This is a genomic window from Capsulimonas corticalis (assembly GCF_003574315.2).
GTDB lineage: Bacteria > Armatimonadota > Armatimonadia > Armatimonadales > Capsulimonadaceae > Capsulimonas > Capsulimonas corticalis.
In genome coordinates this window covers 3,787,674-3,806,735 of record NZ_AP025739.1, presented here as the reverse complement: position 1 = coordinate 3,806,735, position 19,062 = coordinate 3,787,674, and the positions used below count along the sequence as shown (strand labels likewise).

Annotated in this window: 16 protein-coding genes; 9 read left to right on the top strand and 7 right to left on the bottom strand. The window is 61.5% G+C overall.

The genetic code is table 11. From position 1 onward, the window contains the following. Positions 1-67: 67 nt before the first annotated feature. Both rbp and D5261_RS16265 read right to left on the bottom strand, forming a co-directional pair. The gene (rbp, locus tag D5261_RS16270) at positions 68-427 is read right to left on the bottom strand and encodes an RNA-binding regulator (RefSeq protein WP_119324304.1); all 360 of its coding nucleotides are present in this window, start codon (positions 425-427) and stop codon (positions 68-70) included. Positions 428-699: 272 nt separating this feature from the next. Next, positions 700-1,176 (bottom strand): cupin domain-containing protein, encoded by a 477-nt coding sequence (locus tag D5261_RS16265; RefSeq protein WP_119324305.1) that lies wholly within the window; start codon positions 1,174-1,176, stop codon positions 700-702. Positions 1,177-1,260: 84 nt separating this feature from the next. Here D5261_RS16265 and D5261_RS16260 point away from each other — a divergent pair, with 84 nt between their 5' ends. After that, positions 1,261-1,758: a MarR family winged helix-turn-helix transcriptional regulator gene (locus tag D5261_RS16260; RefSeq protein WP_119324306.1), complete on the top strand. Its 498-nt coding sequence runs from the start codon at positions 1,261-1,263 to the stop codon at positions 1,756-1,758. 27 nt (positions 1,759-1,785) lie between these two features. Here D5261_RS16260 and D5261_RS16255 read toward each other — a convergent pair whose 3' ends face one another. Both D5261_RS16255 and D5261_RS16250 read right to left on the bottom strand, forming a co-directional pair. Continuing rightward, positions 1,786-4,182, bottom strand: a complete 2,397-nt coding sequence (locus D5261_RS16255; protein ID WP_119324307.1) for an EAL domain-containing protein — start codon at positions 4,180-4,182, stop codon at positions 1,786-1,788. Positions 4,183-4,345: 163 nt separating this feature from the next. Beyond that, on the bottom strand, positions 4,346-4,996 hold the full coding sequence (locus D5261_RS16250; protein ID WP_119324308.1) for a hypothetical protein: 651 nt from the start codon (positions 4,994-4,996) through the stop codon (positions 4,346-4,348). 422 nt (positions 4,997-5,418) lie between these two features. On the opposite strand from D5261_RS16250, the gene hisC reads away from it, so the two are divergent. The 8 genes from hisC to D5261_RS16210 all read left to right on the top strand — a co-directional run bounded on the left by hisC (position 5,419) and on the right by D5261_RS16210 (position 14,492). Continuing rightward, positions 5,419-6,510 carry a histidinol-phosphate transaminase gene (hisC, locus tag D5261_RS16245; RefSeq protein ID WP_119324309.1) on the top strand — a complete coding sequence of 364 codons (1,092 nt, stop codon included), beginning with the start codon at positions 5,419-5,421 and terminating at the stop codon, positions 6,508-6,510. 347 nt (positions 6,511-6,857) lie between these two features. Beyond that, on the top strand, positions 6,858-7,880 hold the full coding sequence (gene aroF / locus D5261_RS16240; protein ID WP_119324310.1) for a 3-deoxy-7-phosphoheptulonate synthase: 1,023 nt from the start codon (positions 6,858-6,860) through the stop codon (positions 7,878-7,880). 183 nt (positions 7,881-8,063) lie between these two features. Next, positions 8,064-9,395 (top strand): glycosyltransferase family 4 protein, encoded by a 1,332-nt coding sequence (locus D5261_RS16235; RefSeq protein ID WP_125206285.1) that lies wholly within the window; start codon positions 8,064-8,066, stop codon positions 9,393-9,395. Further along, positions 9,382-10,404, top strand: coding sequence for a glycosyltransferase family 2 protein (locus D5261_RS16230; protein WP_165864575.1), 1,023 nt, complete (start codon positions 9,382-9,384; stop codon positions 10,402-10,404). Before D5261_RS16235 ends, D5261_RS16230 begins: the two co-directional genes overlap by 14 nt. 21 nt (positions 10,405-10,425) lie before the next feature. Continuing rightward, positions 10,426-11,271 carry an ABC transporter permease gene (locus tag D5261_RS16225; RefSeq protein ID WP_119324313.1) on the top strand — a complete coding sequence of 282 codons (846 nt, stop codon included), beginning with the start codon at positions 10,426-10,428 and terminating at the stop codon, positions 11,269-11,271. A 4-nt stretch (positions 11,272-11,275) separates the two neighbouring features. Further along, a complete protein-coding gene (locus D5261_RS16220; RefSeq protein WP_119324314.1) occupies positions 11,276-12,607 on the top strand; it encodes an ABC transporter ATP-binding protein in 1,332 nt (443 codons plus the stop codon). Then, positions 12,591-13,655, top strand: a complete 1,065-nt coding sequence (locus D5261_RS16215; RefSeq protein ID WP_119324315.1) for a UbiA family prenyltransferase — start codon at positions 12,591-12,593, stop codon at positions 13,653-13,655. Before D5261_RS16220 ends, D5261_RS16215 begins: the two co-directional genes overlap by 17 nt. 18 nt (positions 13,656-13,673) lie before the next feature. Then, complete coding sequence (locus D5261_RS16210; RefSeq protein WP_119324316.1) at positions 13,674-14,492, top strand: sulfotransferase family 2 domain-containing protein; 819 nt, start codon at positions 13,674-13,676, stop codon at positions 14,490-14,492. Positions 14,493-14,504: 12 nt separating this feature from the next. On the opposite strand, the gene D5261_RS16205 is transcribed toward D5261_RS16210, so the two are convergent. The 3 genes from D5261_RS16205 to D5261_RS16195 all read right to left on the bottom strand — a co-directional run bounded on the left by D5261_RS16205 (position 14,505) and on the right by D5261_RS16195 (position 19,036). Beyond that, on the bottom strand, positions 14,505-15,557 hold the full coding sequence (locus D5261_RS16205; RefSeq protein ID WP_125206286.1) for a LacI family DNA-binding transcriptional regulator: 1,053 nt from the start codon (positions 15,555-15,557) through the stop codon (positions 14,505-14,507). Positions 15,558-15,710: 153 nt separating this feature from the next. Further along, the gene (locus D5261_RS16200; protein ID WP_119324318.1) at positions 15,711-16,484 is read right to left on the bottom strand and encodes a DUF1559 family PulG-like putative transporter; all 774 of its coding nucleotides are present in this window, start codon (positions 16,482-16,484) and stop codon (positions 15,711-15,713) included. Between the two features lie 194 nt (positions 16,485-16,678). Further along, positions 16,679-19,036, bottom strand: a complete 2,358-nt coding sequence (locus D5261_RS16195; RefSeq protein WP_119324319.1) for a RecQ family ATP-dependent DNA helicase — start codon at positions 19,034-19,036, stop codon at positions 16,679-16,681. Between the last annotated feature and the right edge of the window lie 26 nt (positions 19,037-19,062).

Here is a 19,062-nt window from a genome sequence, read left to right as displayed (position 1 = left end):
AAAAAAACAGGTCCGCGATTGACAAAAACAATCGCGGACCTGTTTCCTTCAGACGCAAGCGTCAGGCTTAGTAACGGCCGCCGCCGCCACCGCCGCCGTATCCACCACCGCCGCCATAGCTGCCGCCGCCGCCACGGCTGCCGCCGCCACCGCCGCGGCTGCCGCCACCGCCTCCGCCTTCACGCGGGCGGGACTCATTGACCACCAGGGCGCGGCCATCGACGTTGCGGCCGTTGATGGCTGCAATCGCCTGCTGCGCTTCGTCCTCGGTCGCCATTTCGACGAAACCGAAGCCGCGCGACTCGCCCGTGTACCGGTCGGTGACGACCTGGGCGCTGGTAACGTTGCCGACTTCGGCAAACACTTGGTTGAGATCCTGATCCTTGGTTTGATAGCTCAGGTTACCGACGTACAATTTTGTGGCCATGGAAGAGATGGCTCCTTTCGGAATAAACCTCTTTTTCTCGGCAGTCTGCTGCTGCTGAGATCAGAGGCGCGACGGATAACCGAAGAGACCGAAGGATCAGAGGAGAGGCATCAAACTTGAGGGAAAAAGAAGGTTACGAGGGGGAAAACTCGTGTTGCGTTGTTATACCCGAGAATTCCCAAAAATGTATTTCGGCCGAAAAATTATTCTTGTTATTTTTTGGAGGAGGCGCGGCCCGCTCGTTCCAGACCACGCCCATCCAAGATTCCCTCTTATCCCAGCAAGGTGATGCCATATCGCAGGCAAACTTCGGCGGCGGTTTGCGGCGTGAGATTGCCCGACCGCGTCAGCTGGTCCGCGTCCGAGAAAAAGTGCTCATGCCCGGCGGGCGTCGCGGTCCCGAGCAAGCGGCCGGTCGCCGCGCCGATATTCTTGAACGTGTGCGCGACGCCGCGTGGCAGATGCGCGATCTCTCCCGCGCGCACCGTCTTGACGGAGTCGCCGACCAGGACCTCGAACTCGCCCTCCGCGATATAAAATGTCTCATCATCGTCCGAATGCACATGCGGCGGCGGCCCGTCGCCAGGCTCCACGAAACACTCATAGGAGCAGAACTGGCCGGCCGTATCGTCGCCGGTCAAAAGAATATCGACCCGAACGCCGAACACGTTCTTAGTGTTTGCCGCGCCGAGCTCGATGAGCTTGGGAACGCGCGCCGCCGCGCCGGTTTCAATCAAAGTGGACGCCATGTGAAAATCTCCTCCTGTGAACAATTTAGTAATACAGACTGACTATTATAGACATATTATCTGTCTATATGTCAAGATGTCCTTATGAATTCGCAAAAAAATATTTCCAGGACGCCACGCTCTCGAAGAAAGAACATCACGGATCAGCGCCAGACGTTCGGCGCGCTGCTGCGCGGGCCGTATCAGATTTTGTCGGCGTCGGTCTATGGGCAGATGTCCGAAGTCAGCGGCGGAGTGATCCGCCCCGCGCACGGCGTGGTTTTTCGCACGATCTCGCCGGACGGATCCCGTGTCACCGAGATGGCGGAGCAGGCGCAGATGACCAAGCAGAGTATGGGATATCTGGTGGATTACCTGCGCGAGCATCGATACGTCGAATACAAGGACGATCCGACGGACGGCCGCGCCAAGCTCGCGCACCTGACGCCCAGCGGACTCGCGGTCCAGCAGGCCGCGATGGAGAAAAGCGCGGAGCTGGAAAACCAGGTCGCCCAGCTCATGGGGCCGGGGGAGATGCTTGAGCTCCGACGCCTTTTGGAGATACTTAACGCGCGTATGATGGAGCAGACTCAGCGCAGATAACGCATTGCGGGAATGGGAAGAATGGGGTCAGCCCGAAGAAACGGCGTCGCGGTCGGAAAGCATCTCGCTGAACGCGGCGGCGGTCAGCGGGCGCGAGAAGAGGTATCCCTGGCCGCGATCGGAGCCCATTTTCCGCAGGACTTCTTTTTGCTCGGCGGTTTCGACGCCTTCGCTGGTGACGCACAGGTTCAGCGTCTTCGCCAGCGTGATGACGGCCTGGATGATCGCTTCGGCCTCCGGCTGCTCCCCGATCCTTTGCACGAATGAGCGATCGATCTTCAGCGTGTCCAGCGGGAAGTTGGCGAGATACGACATCGACGAATAGCCCGTGCCAAAGTCATCCACCGCGAGATGCACGCCGAGCGCTTTCAGATCGTGCAGCTTCGCGACGGTGTCGTCGGGACTCAGCGCCATCAGGCTTTCCGTGATCTCCAGCTTCAGATGCGCCGGCGGCAGGCCGCTGCGGCCGAGCACGCCGGCGATGTCGTCCACAATATCGTTTTGCTGGAACTGGCGCGTGGACAGGTTGACGCCGATAATCATCGCCGCGCCCTCCTTTGTTGTCTCACTCCAGTCGCGCGCCTGCCGGCACGCTTCCTCCAGCACCCACTTCCCAAGAGGAATGATCAGACCGGTCTCCTCGGCGATGGGGATAAACTTCGCCGGCGGGATCAAGCCGCGCTTGGGGTGCTCCCAGCGGACAAGAGCTTCGGCCTCGCGGATCCGCCCGGACTCCAGCGACACGATCGGCTGGTAATGCAGACGCAGCTGGCCGTGATCGATCGCCCAGCGCAAGTCCCCTTCCAGCTCCATCCGCTCGGATGCGCGGTCGGTCATACTGCGATCAAACAGCGCGGTGGCCGCCTTGCCCCCGGTCTTGGCTTGATACATTGCGATATCCGCATCTCGCAGTAAATTTCTTGGGTCCGAGCCGCCCGGCGCGCTGACGGTCAGTCCGATGCTGGCCGTGATAAAGACCTCGCGCTCCCCCAGGATAAACGGCGCGCGCAGCGCTTCGGAGCAGCGGTCCGCGATAACGATCGCGTCCAGCTCGCCGACATCTTCGAGAAGGACCGCGAACTCGTCGCCGCTCAGCCGGGCGACCGTGTCTTCCGGACGCATGCAGGTGATCAGTCGTCCGCTGACGGAGCGAAGCAGCGTGTCTCCCGCTTCGTGCCCCAGACTGTCGTTGACGACCTTGAAGTTGTCCAGATCGATGAACAAAATCGCGTCGAGCTTTTCCTGGCGCTGCGCGCGCGCCTGCGCGTGCTCCAGTCGGTCCAAAAACAGGGCGCGATTGGGAAGTCCCGTCAAAACATCGTGGAACGCCTGATGCCGGAGCTGTTCTTCAAACTCCTTACGCTCCGTGATATCCCGGTAGGTGAGCACCAACCCCTGAACCGCGGGATCGCCGAGCATGTTGTTCAGCGTGATCTCCATCGGCCGCCAGGTTCCGTCGCCGTGTTTCAGCCGTAACTCCACGGGAAAATGCACGCCCGGCGTCCGCAGCGTGCGTTCGAGGAGCGTGCGCGCCCGGGCGTGGTCGTCGGGATGGATGCGGGTAAAGGAGTTCGTTCCGACAATCGCCTCCGGGGAGTACCCGAGCACGGTTTCCACGGCGGGACTGACATACTGGGTGATGGCGTTGGTGTCCAGAATGGCGAACACATCCACGGAGTGCGTCACAAGCGCGCGGAACCGTTCTTCGCGGCGCATCATCGCGACTTGCGCGCTGAGACGCTCGGCGGCTTCGTGGCGCAGGTCGTCAATCAGTTTCGTAATGTAGCGCGTGGCGCTGGAGGCGATCGCGGCCCCGCAGCACAGGCAAAGGAGAAGGAGCGCGGCGACCCAGGCCCGGCAGCGACGGTCGATGTCCTGGATATTCCGGACGTACCAAATCCCATGCCGGCGGTTCCAGTCCGAGATGCGATCGGAGATATCGCGGACCTGCAAGAACTTCGCGCGCATGGGACCGCTCAGCATTCCGTAGAGACGCTGGCGTGATGCGCTCGAATCCACCCGCTGCTCCTGACGATGCATTTGCAGATACTGCGCCCAATCACTTTCGAGAAGCTGAAAGTTGTTGCGGTCGACGGGGTCGGTGATGGAGTCGCGGTATCGAATCAGGGCGGCGTTCACGGACGCTTCGGCGGCCGTCATGGCGGACTGGAGTTTTTTCTGGTCTTGGGGCGGCGCGAGGATCTCTTCAAACTCCAGCGTTCGCACGCGGCGCGCGTTGATTTGGAAATCACTCAAGGCTTCCGCGCCGATGACGCTTTCCGCCAGCATGCTTTGCGCGGCGTGCGTGATAACACGCATCTGCGCCAGCGCGATGCCGCCGACCAGAGCAGCCAAAGCAAGGCAGAAACTAAATCCGCCAATCAGTTTCGGGCCCGTTTCCCAGTTCCATTTTCGGTAGGCCATGATGTTTGCGGCGACGCCGGCGGAGGGAGACGAGAAAGGCGCGCCGCTTCATTATTCCGTGTTTCTCGGCAAAGCGTCCAGGGAGATTTTCCTGCGTGCCGCCGCAAAAAAAGTCCGGCCTGCAATTGCAGTCCGGACTGATGTTTTTCGAAAGTCGCCAGAATTAGGAGCGGGTGGCGACGCCCGGGGTGATCCCGGCGCGCTTGCTCTGTCCGCGTCCAAGCCCGCGCTTGAATGGGGCGCGCTGGACGATCTCGCGGTAGTCGAGACCGGCGGCGGTGAGCGCCTGGTGCCAGGAGTCGAACCGGCGGCGGGCCGCCGTGATCAGCGTGATATCTTCGGCTTCCATGTTCTTGGCGTTGAGCCCGGCGCCGTTCTTGTGGAACTCGCGCACCATGGCCAGAACCCGCTCGTCATCCCACTCGCGATAGCGGCGGATGTCGTCGTAGTTCAGGCCGGAGCTCTCCAGCGCTTCGCGCCAGGAGCCAAAATGGCTCTTCTTGGTCGCGGCGGCGGCGAGCTGCGGGTCGACGTTCAAACAAACATTACGCCAGGACAGATCGACGCCCTGCGAATGCAGTTCCTGAATGCGGGCGATGATGCGCTCGCGGGTCCAGGACTTATAGCGGCGGATCTGCTCATAATCGAGGCCGGAGAAGTTGACGGCCGCTTCCCAGGTCCCAAAGTAGCGAGTGGCGGCGCGCAGCAGCGACAGATTGTTGGCAGCGACGCTGGAGTAGTTGAGGTTCTCGCCGGACTCGTACATGCTGACAATTTCCATGGCGATGGATTCTTTGCTCCACTTACGATGCATTTGACGATTCTCCTGTATAGTCCAATTCTTCTATATTCACTAGCAGCGCCGCCGGTTGTTAAGGAATACGGCGCGCACTGCTGTCACAAATCATGAGATGCGCCAATGAGATGCTGCGCTGCTTCGGGTAACAAAATTGACTGATCTCTCATAGGAGCTCTGATTAAAGAGCTTCGATTTCAATATACCACTTATTTATGAAAACGTCAATGAATTTTATATAAATGTCCAAAGAAGTTTTCTAAATGGATCCGCATGGACCAATTCTGGTCCTTTTCCCATTATACGATGAAATTCCCAATAATGTTCCGAATGCTAGATATGCTTTCTGCATTTTTTACGCCATCGCGCTTCCGAGGCTCCGTTCTTGCGGTCGTACGCCTGATTGTGCTAAAATAATGGGGATCAAGGAAACCCTACTTATGAGCTTACCGATCTCCGAACACATACTGGCCCTTCGTCCGTATCAGCCGGGCAAGCCGATCGACGAAGTAAAACGCGAGCTGGGACTCACCGATGTCGTCAAGCTGGCGTCGAACGAAAACCCGCTCGGCCCTTCTCCCCTCGCCGCCGAAGCGATCGCTGCGTGCGCGCATGGCGTCTCGATCTATCCCGACGGCAACGCGCCGGCCCTGCGCGCCGCCGTCTCGGAACTGGTCAGCATGCCGCCGAACACACTCGTGTTTGGCAACGGCAGCGACGAGATTCTGCACCTTCTGACGATGACGTTTTTGCAGCCCGGTGAAGAAACCGTGCAGGCGGATCCGTCCTTTGCGATGTACGAGATCTACGCCGCGCAGGCGAACGCCAAGATCCATCGCGTCCCGCTGACCCACTATACGCACAATCTGGAAGCGATGGCCGACGCCATCACGCCCGGAACGCGCTTGCTTTTTATCGCCAATCCGAACAATCCCACGGGCACCCTGGTGACGCAGGCCGAAGTCGACAGATTTATGGAGCGCGTCCCGCCGCATGTCCTCGTCGTCTTCGACGAAGCGTATGACGAATACGTCAGCCACGCCGACAAGCCCGACATGCGTCCTTATGTCCGTGACGATCGCAATGTCATCATCCTGCGCACCTTTTCCAAGGCGTACGGCCTCGCGGGCCTGCGCGTCGGTTACGGGATCGCGCCGCCTCGGATCGCCGAGCTGCTCAACCGCGTGCGCTCCCCGTTCAATGTCAACCTGATCGGCCAGGCCGCCGCCGCCGCCGGCGTCGTGGACCAGGAGCATATCCGCCGCGCCGTCGCGCTGAACTATGAAGGCCGCGACTATTACTATCGCGAGTTTCAGCGCCTTGGACTGGAGTTTATCCCCAGCGAAGCGAATTTCGTGTGCGTTGACGTCAAGCGCGACAGCAAGGAAGTTTTCGAAGCGCTGCAGCGCCTCGGCGTAATCGTCCGCGCCGGCGCGGGCCTGGGCCTCCCCACCCACATTCGCGTGACCGTGGGAACCATGGCGCAGAACGAACGGTTCATCGCGGCGCTGACGGCGGTGCTGGAGAGCTAGTTTCTCACGCAAACCCTGGGCAAACCCACCCCGGCGCTTCGCGTGCTCCCGGGCAAATCTAACCCGGCGTTTCGCATGCTCCCGGGCAAACCCACCCCGGCCCTGCGGGCCACCCCTCCCGCCGACGGGAAGGGTTGATAAGATTGCCTCTGACGAAGGCCGCCTGCGATAACACGCTCTGAAATCACCCTTCCCGTCGGCGGGAGGGGTGGCCCGAAGGGCCGGGGTGGGTTTGCAAGGGGTCGCCCGAAGGCCGTGGGTGGATTTGAAGGCTATTTTAAATTCTTAAGGACAAGGGCGAAGGCGACGGGGCATCGTCCTAATATCAACATGGAGATTTTCGCACAATGATCGTGATAATGCAGGCCGACGCCACAAAAGAGCAGATTGGTGAAGTCGAAGGCGCGCTTCAGGAGTGGGGTTACGAGATCCACCCAATCTATGGCGTCGAGCGTACGGTGATCGCCGCAGTCGGCGCGCCCACTCAGGACGAAGCCCGCGTCGCGGAGCAAGTCGAGTCCCTTCCTTCCGTCGAAAGAGCAGTGTTGATCTTGAAGCCGTATCGTTTCGCCAGCAAGGAATTCCGCCCCGAGAAGAGTCAGGTCAAAGTCGGCGACGTCGTCATTGGCGACAACAGCTTCGTCATGATGGCCGGCCCGTGCACCGTTGAGTCCGAAGAGCAGCTGATGACGGCGGCCCGCGCCGTCAAGGCCGGCGGCGCGACCGTCCTTCGCGGCGGCGCCTTCAAGCCGAGCACCAGCCCCTACTCCTTCCAGGGCATGGGCGAGGACGGCCTCAAGCTGCTGGCCCAGGCCCGTGAAGAAACCGGCCTGCCGATCATTACCGAAGTCATGCATGTGGGCAATATCGATCTGGTCTGCAAGTACGCGGACATCCTCCAGATCGGCACCCGCAACATGCAGAACTACGATCTTCTGATCGAAGTCGGCAAGGTCAAGAAGCCGGTCATGCTCAAGCGCGGCATGTCCGCGAAGATCGAAGAGTGGCTCCAGGCCGCCGAGTACATCATCAAGGGCGGAAACGACGCCGTTATGCTCTGCGAGCGCGGCGTGCGCACCTCCGAGACCTACACCCGCAACACGCTGGACCTCTCGGCGGTCCTCGCCGTCCGCGAGCTCTCCCACCTTCCGGTCATCATCGACCCCTCGCAGGGCACCGGGCGCTCCTCCATGGTTCCGGCGATGTGCAAAGCCGCCGCCGCCGTGGGCGCGGACGGCGTCCTGGTGGAAGTCCACCCGAACCCGGAGAAGGCGCTGAAGGACGGCGCCCAGAGCATCACCATCCCCGCCTTCGAGAAGCTGATGCCCGAGCTTCGCGCCGTGGTCGAAGCCGTCGGCCGCTATATGTAATCGCCGCTTCCAATACACCCCATCCATTCTCTCGAATGGATGGGGTTTTTCCATTTGAGGGCCCGAGCGCAATTCCTGGAAAAATTGCCGGTACAAACCGTAGGATTCACGGTATATTGTCTACAGAAGCCGTGAGTGCGATCTCGCCGATTGTTTGTTGACTTTGCCGGTGTTTGGATTACCATGATTTCAGCTCACCCTTCTATTCCAGAGGCAGTCACGCCGACTGCCCGCGCGTCATGTCCAAGTTCGCGCTTTCTCTTCCTCAGCTCCTGCCCGGAGCCATGGGGCGGCAGTGAGGAGCTCTGGTCCCAAGCCGCGCTGCGCCTATCCAGCGACGGCCATCGCGTGTCCGTCTGCAAGACGCTGGTGGTCCGCGATCACCCCCGTATTCGGGAGCTTTTGTCCTCGGGCGTCTCGGTCGAGGATTACCTGGGCGCCTCCTACCTTCAACTCACCTTTGCGCTCGTCCGGCGCATCCTGGGAATGATGCTCCGAGCCGCCGCGCCGCGCCAGGACAAAACCCATGGATCTGATGGATCTCAAAGCCATCCAGCGCCTACCCAGTCCTGGAAGCAGCGCCTGCTGGGGCTTTACCAGTTCATCTTCGGGCGGCGGCTCAAGGCTCTGGCGCCCGATCTGGCCGTGATCTCTCAAGGCGAGAATTTCGACGGCCTTCACTTCTCCGCCGCCTGCCGCAAGCTCGGCGTTCCGTACGTGCTGATTTGCCAGAAAGCCTCGGACTTAAATTGGCCGGGAGATTTCGTTCGTGAGGAGATGCGGCTCTCCTACCGGGACGCCCGCCGCGTGTATTTCGTCTCGCGCCACAATCAAGCGTTGACGGAGCGGCAAATCGCCTGCAAGCTTCCGAACGCGGAGGTCGTACGAAATCCCTTTTTGACCGCCGGCGGCGCGCCGCCGCCATATCCCGAAACAGCTTCCGGACATTTTCGACTTGCCTGCATTGCTCGACTGTTCGTCCTGGAAAAGGGTCAGGACAGCCTGCTGGACGTGCTGGCGCAGGAAAAGTGGCGGCGGCGCGATCTGGAGGTGAACTTCTACGGGCAGGGCATTCACCGTGAGGCGCTGGAGCGCGCGGCGGAGATGCTGGACCTGCGCAATGTCGTCTTTCATGGCTTTACGGACGATATCCTGTCCGTCTGGAGCGAGCACCACGCTCTGGTGCTGCCCTCGCGCGCCGAGGGCCTTCCGCTGGTGGTGGTGGAGGCGATGATGTGCGGCCGGCCGCCCATCGTCACCAACGCCGGCGGCAGCGGAGAAGTCGTTGACGACGGCGAGACAGGATTCCTCGCCCGGGGAACGGACGCGGCTTCGCTGGACGATGTGCTGGAACGCGCCTGGAGCCGGCGCGACGAATGGGAAGCGATCGGACGGGAAGCCGCAAAACGCATCCGGCTTTTGGTCCCCGAGAGCCCGGGCGACGAGTTTGCGGAAAAGCTGGCGCTGGCGCTCAATCAAACGCGAACGGAGGCGACTTCCCATGGCCGACTCTAACGCCGATCTCGTATCGGTCATTATCCCCACCTATAATCGCTCCGCGCTGCTTCTCCAGGCCGTGGCGAGCGTTCGCCAGCAGACGTGGCCGCACGTCCAGATCATCGTCGCCGACGACGGCTCAGACGACAACACCGCCGAAATCATGTCCCGGGCGACGGATGTCCTCTACGTGCGCCAGGAGCACCGGGGACAGGGCGCCGCGCGAAACCTTGGCCTGCGCCACGCCGACGGCGCTTTTATCTGCTCGCTGGACTCGGACGATCTCTGGGATCCGGACTTTTTGGAAAGCAGCCTGCGCGCGCTGCGCACGCTCAAGGCCGATTTCGTCTTCTCGAATTGGAAGGGGCAGACGGCGGATGGCGAGTCCTTCGTCAGCAATTTCGAGGAGATCTACGGCTGGCGCCATTACCGGGAAACGGAGCTAAAGGGCTGGCTGATCATGGAGCCGGAACAGGCGCGCGCCATCTATGTGGACGCCTGCATTTCGCCCTCGTCGTCCTTCCTCCTGCCGCGTGAGCTGCTGGAGAACGGCTGGGCTGAAGACCTGAAGATCGCCGACGACTGGGATCTGTTGCTGGGCCTGGTGTTATCCAAACCGCGCCGCGTCGCCGTTTCCTCCCATCCCCGCTGGCGAAAGCGCGTCTTTGGCGACAACATCTGCGACCAGCGAAGCAGCAAAGACGTCAAACGCTATCTCTGCGTGCATGACTTTCATATTCTGCTGAAGCGCTTCGCCCCGATGATGAGCGCCTCCGAACGATCCTGGTACTACGCCCGCCTCGCGTTTTACCAGCTTGTTTTGGCAAGGTGGGAGCTGGCGGAGCGCAATATCGCCGTCGTCCCCGGTCTCCTCATCAGAGCGATCGGCTGCATGCTGTTTGCCTTCTTGCTCTTCCCCGGGATCGTGCTGAAGTGCGTACGCGAGGTTCGAAGCCGCAAACACAGCACATCCTCGCAGGTGCGCCGCCGGCGACAGGCCGTCCTGGAAACAGCGAAGCGGCCATAACGCGCGCAAAGGAAACGGAAATTGTCCCTTCCCGCGAAAGTCTATTCCGCCGAAAGCCCGTTACGGCGTCCGCGCCAATTTCTGCGGGACGCCGCCGCAGACCTGCTTGCCTCGCGGGAGACCGCCCGCCGCTGGTTTCAGCAGACGATCGCCCAACGGTATCGATACTCTTCCCTGGGGCTGCTCTGGGCGGTCGCGCCGCCCGTGGCGGCGGCGCTGCTGACATTCGGCAAACGCGGCCTGCCGCTGGCGCACACCGGATCATCCACGCCGCCCCAGTTTTACGCGGTGTTCGGCTTAATGCTGGCGCAGACATTTCTGGAGACATTCAACACGCAGCGAAACCTCTTCAGCGGCAACCGCCACTTGCTGGGGCGTCAAAAGACGGCGACGGAAGGGCTGATCCTGGCGGGCGCGGCCGATAACGCGGTCGGCCTGGGGATCAAGCTGGCGGTCCTCGCCATCTTCGCGGTCATTTTTCACACCCCGCCGACGGCGGCGCTCCCGCTGGGATTGCTGGGCGTCGCCGCCGTCGGCGTGCTGGGTTCGGGACTGGGACTCCTGTTCGCTCCCGCCAGCGCCTTGAAGCCCGACCTCGATCATATCATGACCTTCTTTCCCTGGATCCTCTTCGGGCTGACCCCGGTCTTTGTCCAGGTCCCGTCCAGCTCCGGACTGCACCAGATCTACCGTCTCAATCCCCTGACCTCGGTCTTCGAGGCGGCGCGGGCGTTTACTTACGGAGACCCCGCCGGACATGGCGGCGCGCTCGCCGCGAGCGTCGTTATATCGGTTGCTCTTTTTCTCTTTGGCGCCCTGTTCTGCCGGGTCAGCCGTCCCTTTATTGTGGAGCGATTTCTGAAGTAACTCCATGAATGACATCCTTCTCGAAATCGATCATCTTTCGAAACGCTACTGCCGGGATCCCAGGCGCGCCGCGGCGTACGCGATGCGCGACATCTGGAGCGACATTTGCGGCCGCGCGCCAGGCGATGCGCTGCGCCCCGGCGAGTTCTGGGCCGTGCGCGATGTGAATATGCAGGTTGCGCGCGGCGAGGTCGTCGGACTGATCGGCCACAACGGCGCGGGCAAGAGCACCCTGATCAACCTCGTGAGCGGCGTCCTGCGCCCCACCCTCGGCTCGATCTCGCTGTATACCGATCTCGTGGTGACGATGGACCATCAGAGCGGTCTCAGTCCCGTGCAGACGGGACGCGAAAACATCGGCAGCCAGTTATCGCTCCACGGCATGTCCGCGCTGGATATCGACGCGGCGATCGAAGCGGTCGTCGGCTATTCAGAACTAGGGGAATTCGCGGACGCCCCCGTGGGGTCCTATAGCCTGGGCATGCGGGCGCGCCTGGCGTTCGCGATCTACTCGCAGCTCAAGCCGGACCTATTCATCGTGGACGAGGCGCTGAGCGGCGGCGACCTGCGCTTTCGCAACAAATTCGCCCGCTTTCTCAAGAACCATATCGATGCCGGAGGCTCTATTCTCATGGCGTCTCACGATATTTACACGATTCAATCGATGTGCGACCGATGCGTGGTGATGGATCGCGGCGAAGCGATCATCTCGGGGACGACTCCGGAGGCGCTCCACGCCTACACGGCGCTGGCGCATGAGCGCGACCGGAAATCCCTCGAAGACAAGGCGTCTGCGCCCACGACGGACGATCGTTCCTGCGACGAGCTCGTCCGAATCGAGAGCATTGAGGTGATCGGCGCGGACGGGGACCGGATCTACCCGGGCGATCCCGTCGAGATCCGCATCGTTTGCGATTCTTCCGAGACCACGGAGGCCGTTCTGTGCAGCGTGGAGATTGGGAGCCGCGGGATCTTCCCGGTGGCGACGCACATCGGAGGTTTTGCAGACAGCGGTTACCGCATGACTCCGGGGCGCAATGAATTTCTTTGCCGGATCGATCCGTTTCCGCTCGCGTCCGGCATTTACCACCTCTGCGTATCCGTGGTGACGCGAGACAGCGGCATCGTGCTGGGATGGAAGGGCTATCAGGACGCCGGGGTGATCTTTGAAGTCCACGGCCATTCCGATCCGCAAGGAAACCTGATGGCGTATCGGAACGGCATCGTACACTTGAGCGCAAACTGGGCTCAAATGGTAAATCATATCGGCGACACGTCCTTGGAGGAGCGCGAAACCGAAGCGCAGGAATTGAGCCGCAATGAAACAGTGGGATAACGCCATGCAGTCCGGCCGGGATTTTCTTGCCTTGATTCGCGCGCGCGATTGGTGGGACTCCAAATTGACATTCCCGCTGGGCGTCGCCTACGCGCTCGCATGGCGCCTGCATATTCCAGCGCACAATCTCTGGAGCCCCCTGCTGCTTCTGATGGCGGCCGGGATCACTTGCGCCATCTTCGCCAGCATCTTCAACGATCTGCTGGATCAGCGCGAGGATCGTCTGGCCGGAAAAACGACCGGGATGATGCGGCTGTCGCCGGCCGGTCAGCGGGCGACGCTAGCGGCGGTCCTGGCGAGCATGACGGCGACGGCGTTTCTGCTGCGTCACAATCTGGCGGCGCTCCTCCTCTACTTATCGATGTGGCTCCTATTCACCGCGTACTCCCTCCCTCCGGTCCGCCTGAAGGAGCGGGGCGTCTGGGGGGCGCTGTGCCTCGCGGTGGGCGAGCATCTTTTGTTCGCGCTGCTTACCATCGTACTGATCGCTCCCAAGGGAGGTCCCGCGCCCGCCGTGTGGATCGGCGGAATGTCGGTTTGGGCCATCGCCTTCGGCCTGCGGAGCACCCTCTGGCATCAGCTCGATGACGCGCGGAACGACCGCGTTACGGGAACGGCGACTTTGGGCGCACGGCGCGACCCCGTCTTCCTGCGCCGTTTGGGCGAGCGGATCGTATTTCCGATCGAACTTTGCGCCTTCGGAGTCATCCTGGTCCTCAGCGGATCCTCCATCGCGTGGATACTGCTCGCGTTCTATGTCGCGTTAGAGTGGCTGCGCACCCGATACCTCGCCGCAAACGTCACCATTGTGGCTCCAGCCGTGAACTTCCGGTTCGCGATGCTGGAATACTATCAATTTTTCTTTCCGGTCGCCTATCTGCTCGAATACGCGCGCGTAGAACAGGGGGCATGGGTGCTCCTCGCCGCGCAGTTATTGCTGTTCCCCGCCCCTGGCTGGCTCATGATCTCGCATGTGGCGCATATCCTGCGATGGAGAGTGCTATCGCGTATCATTCATCGATGGCGGCGGCTCACACACAACAGTTAAGGAATAACGGCATCCGCTATGACGCCCAGCCCGCCTGACATCTACTTCCTGCATATCCCGAAAACGGCCGGGTCTTCCCTGGCGGCCATGATCCGCGACGCGTATCCCGTGCAGGAGCGGCTTCACGTTCATCAGTGGAATCATATCGTGCGGATGGATCGGGATCGGATACAGCAATACCGCTGCTATACAGGGCATTTTGGGACATCGTTCTATAGCTTGCTGGATCGCAATATCGCGACAATCACCCTGCTGCGCGATCCCTGTGAACGCTCGATCTCCCATCTTCTGCATGCGGAGCGAGACTGGGAGCGCAAACTTCGCGGCGTCTGGTGGATCGCTCCCCGGTGGATGCGCCGTAAATTCCGTGATGGTTGGACGAAACCGCACACCACCTCCGTCATGGGCAATTTTCAAACCCGAAGCCTGGGCGTGGATGTCGATCTCAATCCCTTCCTGGGTAAGCCAAGCGAGAAAGACTATGGGTTCCTGCTCCGTGACGCGCAGAAGGGGCAGACTATGGAGGAGATTTTGGAGCGCGCCAAACGGCGGCTGGACACGATGGCGGTGGTAGGAACGGTGGAGCGATTTTCAGAATCGCTGGATTTGATTTGCGACTTTTTGAATATTCCGGCGCCCGAAACGCCCCCCGTGGAAAACGTCGCGCCTGGCCGTTCGATTCAAAATCGTTACCGCGCCTCGGGAGAGTTTCCCCCGGAATACATTGCGGCGATCGACGCGGCCAATGAATACGATCGACAACTCTACGAATACGCCAATCAGCTGATGGACCGGCAATGGGAGAAGCGGCGGGTCAGCTCCAAGGCCAGCGTGTAATCGGTCTGCGTTTTAGAGGGTGGATGTGGAAGAGGCGCGCGGCAGAAACTGCGCCTCAATGCGCACAAACTGGCGCGGGCGCTCCGGCTCGGCGAGGCGCGTTTGGAGGAAATCCCAGGCCGCCTTGCACATCTCTTCGACCGGCTGTTTGATCGTGGAGACCGGCGGCTCGATGTCTTCGCAGACTTCAATCCCGTCGCAGCCCACTAGGCGCACGTCGCGCGGCATCTGAAAACCCAGACGGCGCAGGACGCCGTGGACGCGGATCGCGAGCGTGTCGTTGTGGCAGAAGATAGCGTCGGGGCAGCCGTTCGCGGCGATATACGCCTCCAAAGTCTCGATCGTCGCGCGGCGGTCGTTCAGATCGCCGCCGACCATATGGATCGGCAGGCCGGCCGCGTCGGCGGTGCGGCAAAACGCGATGCAGCGCGGATCGGCGTCATCGCTGACCAGGCATTTCGCTATATATGCGGGAATATCGGCCTGCGGCAAGTTGACCCCGAAATACATTATATTCCGCGCGCCGCCATCAATCAAGTGCCGGCAGGCGGCGTCTCCCCCGGCCTTAAGGTCGATGAGGACGCTGTCGATCCCATCGATCGACGTGATTCCCATCGAAACCACGGGTTTTGGGCCGGACAGTATCTCATTGACATCGGGCATATAGTGGCCGAACGCGTCCACCAGAACCACGGCGTCGCTCGGTCCGTGCAGCAGAGTCGAGAAGTCCAGGCCGCTTTTGTGCGAGTCGAGCGATCCGATGGTGCTGGCGATCAAGTGATAGCCATGCATGTTGGAGTGATATTCGAATGCTTCGAGGACGCGTGCGTGGTACGAGTGGATCGAACCGGGGAACGCAATCGTGACCGCGTTCATGCGACCGGATGTCAGCGCCCGCGCCGCCAGGTTCGGCCGGTAGTTGATCTCCAGAGCCGCCCGTTTCACTCGCTGCCTTGTTGTCTCCGGAATGGCGATATCGTACCGGTCGCTCAGCGCGAATCCGACGGTGGATTTGGAGACGCCGGCGAGACGAGCGACGTCTGCTTGAGTTGGCCTGCGATGCATCAAGAGAGGGTCCCTTACAAAAACGCTGACTTGGACTTCGCCAAGGAGATATAAGATTTTATCACAAAGAGCGATGAATTATGGTAATTGTTTACGAATGCCTAACACAATATTGAGCCCTCGGCCTCCACACGAAGCCGAGGGCGTCTTCCATTAGTTGCAATCGTCCTCAACCGACCAGTGGCAGTACGATCCCGCGTTCGGCCCGGTCTTCGTTTTTTCCGTCAGATAGTCCAGCGTGACGGCCTTCGCGTGACCATCGCAAAACGCGACGTTGGTGCGCCCTTGATGCAGTTCGCGCAGGTATCCGCCCGCCCCAAGAGTGCGCGGAGTGACCGTGGTAATAATGGGCAGATTCACGCCGGCAGGCCAGGCGCACTGGAAGGAATCGCCGCCGTTCACAAAGTCCATGATCCAGACCGTGCCGCTGGGATCCGCAACCGCCGCAAGAGAGCGGCTATCGTTTCCCGCGACGTCCGGAATCGGCGTCGGCGGATGCCCCGTCGTGGAGTTGAAATACGCGACGTTCATGGCGTAACCGCCGTTCTCCGCCCGGTATTGCGCTCCCGTTGCGGGATCCGTGTCGTTCACGATGTTATTGGCGGGCACGGGAACATACTTTGTATTGGAATCCGGATCGGTAAAAACCGCCGTGCTCTTCACATAAGGCTGAATGACGTCCATCCAGCGAGCCTTGCCGGGATATCCCACGGTGGGATAGCCAATCCAGGCGGGCGGCATCTGCTCGTCAGAGTCTTGCGAATATTGAATCAGCCCCAGCACCATCTGCTTTTCGTTGGACAGACAGGAGATGGCGCGCGCCTTTTCACGCGCCTGGGCGAAGACGGGAAAGAGAATTGCGGCAAGAATCGCAATTATAGCAATGACAACCAACAGTTCAATGAGTGTAAAACCAGAACGTTTCATGACTTTCTCCTCTAGCGGACACAATTAAAAAAAATTGCGATGAGAGCAACACTTTCATACAACAACTAGCACGGTATTATGGCGATCTCAAAATAGCTAGCACGGACTAGTTAAAAGCATTATACAAGTTATTACCCATCCTGTCAACGATCCGAACGCCTGGGCGATAAATATTTTCGCCCAGGCGTTCGGACTTAGGAGGCGTCCTCGCCGCGCACCATCTTCAAAATGGCGCCGCCATACTTTTCCGCCTTGGAGGGGCCGATCCCGGGGACGCGGAGAAGGTCTTCTTCGTTCGTGGGGCGCATCTCGGCCAGCGCGCGCAGCGTCTTGTCGCCGAAGATGACGTACGGGGGAACGCTGGCTTCACGCGCTTCTTCGCGGCGCCAGTTTTTCAGGAGGTCAAATAATTCGGGATCGAATTCGCCCGGCTCGGAGTCATCCGTCTCGGTCGACACACTGCGGCGCGGGGCGGCGGGGCGAGACATCTTTGTCGACGGCCACGGAATATCGATTTCCTCGGACGAGATCGCATCGCGGCCTTCCGCCGTCAGATAAAGGCGGCGATACTCATCCTCGTCGTCACGACGCAGATGGCCGGACTCGACAAGCGCGTCGATCAGTCGCTCGATCTCCGCCTTTTTGAAGGCGGCGAGCGCGCCGAACTCGCGCGCGCGGTCCGGGCGGATCGGCGCGTCGGGCGTGCCGCGCAAAGCGCGGACGAGGCCCGTGCGCCCCAGAGCGAACGGGCTCATACCGGCGGTCAGAGTGGCAACCAGACGCAGGGCGTGGAGCGGCGCGGCTTCGCTGTCCGCCGTGCTGGGGGCGGCGACAGCCGGCGCGGACGCCTTGTGCGCGGAGCGTCCCGAGGATGCTCCGGCGGCCCTGGCGCGGCAGACATCGCACATGCCGCAGGGGAGGTTCGGCCAATTGTCGCCGAAGTAGCGCGCCACCGCGCCGTGGCGGCACTTGTTGTCGCGGGCGTAGGCGATCATCGCATCCACCCGATGCTTCGCCTCGCGGGCGCGGTGGCGCAGCATCTCCTCCATCATAGCCTTGGAGCCGGAGGGCGCGGGCAGCAGCTCGATCAGCATTTCGCGCGGCGACGCCCGGAAGCTGAGCACGCCGGTTTCCTGAAGCGCCAGCAAGGTCGATTCGACCTCGGGCAGCGGCACGCCCGTCGCCGCCGACAGCTCGCCGATGTCCCAGGCGCCGGACTGCCGGACGGTCGCGATGAACTCCTCCATCAGCGCCCCGTCGAGCGTGTCGTCGGAGATCGCCCGCTCGCCGCGCATTGTGACATAGCAGGTGCGCGGAGCGTCCACATGGCGCCGCAGCAGCCCCGCTTCCTCCAGCACAGGCAGCGTGGAGCGCACAAGATCCTCCTCGCCCTCCCCCGCCTGCGACGTCAGCGTCTCCATGGAGACAGGCCCGATCCGTCCGTTGATCGATCCCCGCACGATATTGTAAACCCGTTTCAGATCGTCCAGCGACAGCGTGTCCTCGCGCAGATAGCGCGCGGCGTTCGAGGCGTCGGCGCGCGAGTGAAACAAAATACACTCGGACGGCTGCCCGTCGCGCCCGGCGCGCCCCGCTTCCTGGTAGTAGTTTTCCAGGGTTCGCGACGGATTGTAATGCACCAGCGTGCGGATATCGGCTTTGTCCACGCCCATGCCGAAGGCGACGGTCGCCACCATCACTTGGATCTCGCCGCGCATAAAGCTGTCCTGCGCCGCGCCGCGCTCCTCCGGCGGAAGCCCGGCGTGGTAGAAACCCGCATTGATCCGGTAGCGCCGGAACATCTGCGACAGGCGCTCGCACTTTTCGCGCGAACCGGCGTAGATCAGAGTCGGCCCTGTGGCCTCCCGCGCCAGCGCCAGCGCCATTTCGAGCTTCTCGTCCTCTCCCTGCACCTGGCGGCATGTGAGGAAGAGATTGTCCCGATAGGTCGGACGGATGATCCGATGCAGCGGACGGGCGAGCTGCCGTTCGATATCGTCCTGAACGGATTCCGTCGCCGTCGCCGTGACGGCCAGGACGGAGCGCGGCGCGAGACTGGCGACGGCGCGGCCGACCGCGCGGTAATCGGGGCGGAAGTCATGTCCCCACTGCGAGATACAGTGCGCTTCGTCCACGACGACCAGCGAGACGCGCGCCTGGCGCAGCGCATGCAGGAACGGCGCCTGGCGCAGACGCTCCGGCGCGGCGTAGACCATCTTCAGGTGGCCGTCCGCCGTCATGCGCATGCGGCGCGCCACTTCGCTCGGGTCCAGCGAGGAGTTGATGATCGTCGTATGCACGGCGACCTCGGGGGAAAGGTTCTCCAGTTGATCCTTCATCAATGCGATCAGCGGCGAAAGCACCAGAGTGACGCCCGGGAGCATCATCGCGGGAAGCTGATAGGTCACGGACTTGCCGCCGCCGGTCGGCAGCACGGCGAGCGTGTCCCGCCCGGCCAGCGCCGACTCGACGATCTCCTGCTGCCCCGACCGGAAGTCCGAATGTCCGAAGAGGCGCTGGAGCGTTTGTTTTGCGTCTTGAGAAGTGGTCATAAGAGGAGACGGGCGCGCCCGCCGGA